Annotated in this window: 4 protein-coding genes; all 4 read right to left on the bottom strand. The window is 62.3% G+C overall.

The features are described from left to right. Positions 1-232 precede the first annotated feature (232 nt). Positions 233-1,573: an RIP metalloprotease RseP gene (rseP, locus tag VMS96_13685; GenBank protein ID HVP44480.1), complete on the bottom strand. Its 1,341-nt coding sequence runs from the start codon at positions 1,571-1,573 to the stop codon at positions 233-235. A gap of 17 nt (positions 1,574-1,590) precedes the next feature. Further along, the gene (locus VMS96_13680) at positions 1,591-2,793 is read right to left on the bottom strand and encodes a 1-deoxy-D-xylulose-5-phosphate reductoisomerase (GenBank protein HVP44479.1); all 1,203 of its coding nucleotides are present in this window, start codon (positions 2,791-2,793) and stop codon (positions 1,591-1,593) included. Positions 2,794-2,823: 30 nt separating this feature from the next. Then, positions 2,824-3,678 carry a phosphatidate cytidylyltransferase gene (locus VMS96_13675; protein HVP44478.1) on the bottom strand — a complete coding sequence of 285 codons (855 nt, stop codon included), beginning with the start codon at positions 3,676-3,678 and terminating at the stop codon, positions 2,824-2,826. A 337-nt stretch (positions 3,679-4,015) separates the two neighbouring features. Continuing rightward, positions 4,016-4,438, bottom strand: a 423-nt coding sequence (gene uppS, locus VMS96_13670) for a polyprenyl diphosphate synthase (GenBank protein ID HVP44477.1), incomplete at its 5' end; no start/stop codon positions are given.

Raw genomic sequence — 4,438 nt, 5'->3', positions numbered from 1 at the left:
CAGTGGAAACACACCACTGCCTTGCAATATCAAGCACCTCTCGTGTTCCGAGCAGTCGTAACTTCTGGACTGCTTCCCAGGGAGCATCGTCCTCGTAATCGCCACTCAGGGTTGCATCGAAAAGCTGCTGAACGTCGCTGTTAAGCATGAGCATTATTCTAGCTGCAGGCAGGAAGACACGACGACTGGCGATAACCGGTTACCCCGATGGCTTAATCTGTCGAGGAGAGATTCAGGGCAGATATTTCGACAGCACCGGCAGCTTGCCCAGATCGTTGTAGATGACCATCACCGCGAACAGCAGCAGGAAGACGAAGGCCGCCTGGTAGATGCGTTCCTTGATGCGCATGGAGATGTCGCGCCGCATCAGGCCTTCGATCAGCAGCAGCAGGATGACCCCGCCGTCCATGATGGGGATGGGGAACAGGTTGAAGATGCCGAGGTTGAGGCTGATCATCGCGGTCAGTTCCATCAGCGGCGACCACCCGGGCGCCTGGGCGGCCTGTCCGGCGGCGCCGGCGATGCCGATGGGCCCGTCGATCTGATTCATCGACACCTTGCGCTGGATCAGCTTTCCGACCAGGTCGATGATCAGCACCGAATAGCGCTGGTTCTGCTCGATCGATTTCGAGAAAGCCTGGGCGAAGGGCAGTTTGGTGGCCCGCACCGGTTCGCGGCGCATGAACCCGATCCGGTAGAGCTTGGCCCCATCCGTAGGGGTCGGCTTGGGCGTCATCACCAGCTTCAGCTCTCGCCCATGCCGCCGCACCGTTACCTCGACCGGCTTGTCCTTGTTCACCTGTAAGAAATGGAGGATCGCCGACATGTTGTGCACCGGCATGCCGTTCAGGGCGATCACCTCGTCTCCCACCTGCATCCCGGCCTTGGCTGCGGGCATGTCCGGATCCAGAACATCCGCGCGCGGGATGGAAACCGGGAACCAGCCGGGCTCCGCTCCCACCTCGTTCGGACCGACCTTCTCCGGGGTGATGCTCCTCTCCAGGAACTGATCACCGCGCTGCAGGCCCAAGGAAAGCGGCAGGCCGGGGTTGAGCAGGACCTCGGTCTCCAAGTCCTCCCAGGTGGGATTCTGCTTGTTGTCGATGCGCACGATGCGGTCGCCGGGCTGGATCCCGGCCCGGTCCGCGACCGAGCCTTCCAGCACCCAGCCGATGACCGCGGGCTCGTCGAGATAGACGGGCTTCTCATAGCGCACCATGTACACCGCGGTGAGGACGGAGATGGCCAGCAGGATGTTCATCGCCGGCCCGGCGATGGCGATCAGGAAGCGCTGCCAGCGGGGATGCGACATGAACTCGGCGGGGTCGCCGCTGCGCTGCTCCATCGGGTTCTCGCCCGACATCTTGACGTAGCCGCCCAGGGGGATGGCGCTGATGCGGTAATCGGTATCGCCACGGCGGAAGCCGACCAGCCGCTTGCCGAAGCCGATGGAGAACACCTCCACCCGCACCCCGAACAGCTTGGCCAGGGCGTAGTGGCCGAACTCATGGACCAGCACCAGCAGCCCGAGCACGCCCGTGACGGAAACGACGGCGATGAAAAACGAATGCATTTGTTCGCTAATACCCTCTACTTGACCAAGATTGAACGGGGGAGCGCCGGGTTACGGCTGCTCAGCCGGCTGACTCTTTCGGTCGCCTTCTTGCGGGCCTCGGAGTCGACGGCCAGCACCTCTCCAATAGATGCCGGATGGCTGGCTTCGGTTTCGCTGAGCACCCCTTCTATTGTACGGCTGATCTCCTCGAAGCGGATGTGACCGTCGAGGAAGGCGGCGACCGCCACCTCATCGGCGGCATTCAAGGCGATGGTCTTGGCGCCCCCATGCTCCGCCGATTCGTAGGCCAGCCGCAAGCAAGGGAACTTTTGCATGTCGGGCGGGCAGAAGTCGAGGTTCCGAAGGTCACTGACCGGAAAACGCAGGTCACTCTCCACCCGGTCCGGCCAGGTAAGGGCATAGAGGATGGGCAGGCGCATGTCGGTGACCGAAAGCTGGGCCAGGATGCTGCCGTCGCGGAACTCGACCATGGAGTGGATGGTGGACTGGGGATGGATGATGACCTTGATCTGGCTGGGCGGCAGGTTGAACAGGCGGCAGGCCTCGATCACCTCGAAGCCTTTGTTCATCAGGGTGGCGGAATCGATGGTGATGCGGCGACCCATCTTCCAAGTGGGATGGTTCAGCGCCTGCTCGACAGTGATGCTGGCAAACTCTTCTTTCGGGGTGTTCAGGAAGGGGCCGCCAGAGGCGGTCAGCCAGACGGTTTGGACCTCGTCGAGGCGGCCGCCGCGCATGCACTGATGCACCGCGTTGTGCTCGCTGTCGATGGGCAGCAGCGGTTTGCCTTGCCGGCGGGCTTCGGCGGTGATCAGTTCGCCTGCGGCGACCAGCGACTCCTTGTTCGCCAACCCGACGGTCTTGCCCGCCTTCACCGCTTCGTAGGTCGCCTCCAGCCCGGCGACACCGACAATGGCGGAGACCACGAAATCTACTTCCGGATGGGTGGAGACCTGGACTGCGCCTTGGCTGCCATGGGCGACCGGGATGCCGCTCAAGCCGGCGGACTTCAGGCGCTGGCGCAACTCGTCCGCGCCCTGGGCGGTGCTCATCGAGATCAGGCGCGGCTTCCAGCGTTTGGCCTGCTCCAAGACGCGGTCGAGGTTATTGCCGGCGGCGAGGGTGACGATCTGGAAGCGTCCGGGATGGGACTCGACCACACTCTCGGTGCTGCGGCCGATCGATCCGGTCGAGCCCAGGATGGCAATGCGCTTCATGCGATGGAAGTTCGATTATCCCACATACGATTACTTCCCATGGGTGCCCCCAAAAAAGAAGCCGGCGGCAAACAGGATGGCAGCAACCGGAGCGGCGAACAGAAGAGCGTCGATGCGGTCGAGAATCCCACCGTGTCCGGGCAGTAGTGCGCCTGAATCCTTCACCTCGGCCCCGCGTTTCATCAACGACTCCACCAAGTCGCCGACTTGGGCTGCCACATTCACGAGAACTCCCACGCCTATTGTGAAACCCGTAGGAGCTTGGTGGCAGTAGTGCATTAACGCGGCTCCGGCGAGCACGCCACCCAGGAGGGATGCGATGCTTCCCTCCCACGTCTTCTTCGGGCTGATGCGCGGTGCCAACAGGTGCTTTCCTAGGCCGCGGCCCACGTAGTAGGCGCAAGTATCGCCCACCCAAACCACTACCAGCACAAAAGCCACGAACCACGAGCTCATGTAGCGGACGAGTACAAGCGACCAAAGCGACAGGCCGATATAGGGCAAGGCGAAATAGGAAGTCATCGCCACCAGCGTACCGTTGCGAAGGTTGGCGCCGTCCATCCCGATCGCAAGAAAGATGAAGGGCATCACCACAACAAAGAAGAGCGGTATCACCACGACGAAGAACGTCGCTTCGAAACCCGACATCGCCTGCGGCAGTGATAGACCGGCAGCCACTGTCGTATAGAGGAAAAGCAGCACGATCGTGGTGAGGGTCGCGGCCCGGAGCGGCTTGCCGCAATACGAGGTGGCGATTCCGAGGTACTCCAACGTCGCAAGAAGTGCCACGAGCCCGACAAATGCCGCGAACAGCCACATGGGCGCGCGGAAGACGATGAGCAGCACGATCGGGATCAGCACCGCCGCGGTCAGGACGCGCTTCATCGTGCGGGCATTCTCGCTGCTGGAGCCAAGAAAAAGCAAACCACAGAGGACACCGAGGAACACAGAGCAACAACAGGGCTCGTGACCTCCTCGTGTCAGGGCACGGCTTCAGCCGTGCCAAGCAGCCGCGCCAAAGAGCAAGGAGCCCGGCTTTAGCCGGACGGCACATTCGGGTTGAATCCATGCGCACATGCCGGGTGCTGGAATCATTCCCCGGATCCTTCAGGGCTAAAGCCCCTCAGGACGACAGGCATAAACGGCACGTGTGTGGCACCGCTGAAGCCGTGCCACACGACAAGCCCTTCCCCTGAGCTCTCTGCGCTCTGTGTCTCTATGGTTAGTGGGAACTCGTGGCGCTCTCGATCAGCCCGCCGTAGCGGCGCTCGCGCTTCTGGTACTCGGCGATGGCTTCCAGCAGGTGCCGGCCGCGAAAATCAGGCCACAAAATGGGAGTGACATAGATCTCGGCATAGGCCGCCTGCCACAGCAGGAAATTCGACAGCCGCATCTCCCCGGAGGTGCGGACGAGGAGGTCAGGGTCGGGGAGATGGCGGGTGTAAAGGTGCTGCTGGATGGCGTCTTCGTCGATGGTCAGGTGATCGAGCCCGCCATTGCTGAGCGCGGCCTGCACCACCGAGTTCATGGCGTCCACGATCTCATCGCGCGAACCGTAGTTCAGCGCCAGGGTCAGCACCATGCCGGTGCAGGGGGCGCATTCCTCTTTGGCCCAGGCCATGCGTTCCTGCACCTCCAGGGGCAG

It is taken from the genome of Terriglobales bacterium, from assembly GCA_035543055.1.
In the GTDB taxonomy this organism is placed as follows: domain Bacteria; phylum Acidobacteriota; class Terriglobia; order Terriglobales; family Acidobacteriaceae; genus JAIQFD01.
Note: the sequence above shows the minus strand (reverse complement) of the source record. Positions and strands in the feature narration are given on the sequence as shown.